Raw genomic sequence first — 284 nt, 5'->3', positions numbered from 1 at the left:
GCAGCGCGCGCAGCCGCTCCGCCTGGGCGGGCGATCGCGGTGCGAGGTCGGAGAACCTCGCGGCGCACCAGGAACTGACGCCCTCGTCGTCGGAGAACGCGTCCGCGACGCCACCGTTGCCGTCATGCGCGATCGTGCTGACCAGAGCCATGGCGGTGTCGCCGCCGGAGCCCTCCGCGAGCTCGAACATGCCCACCTCCACTAACGGTTAAATCAGAGTATCCGTTAGATTGGCGAGCATGACAACCACCCTGCTGCACGTGAGCGACCCGCACCTGGACGGC

1 protein-coding gene is annotated in these 284 nt (G+C 68.0%); it reads right to left on the bottom strand.

All coding sequences use genetic code 11. The features are described from left to right. On the bottom strand, window positions 1–190 hold a 190-nt coding region (locus tag CCN37_RS36695; protein ID WP_210408377.1), incomplete at its 3' end, for a hypothetical protein. Between the last annotated feature and the right edge of the window lie 94 nt (window positions 191–284).

Source organism: Allokutzneria sp. NRRL B-24872 (genome assembly GCF_002155965.1).
Classification (GTDB): Bacteria; Actinomycetota; Actinomycetes; order Mycobacteriales; family Pseudonocardiaceae; genus Allokutzneria.
The sequence above is the reverse complement of the archived record's forward strand: the minus strand, read 5'-3'. Positions and strand labels throughout refer to the sequence as shown.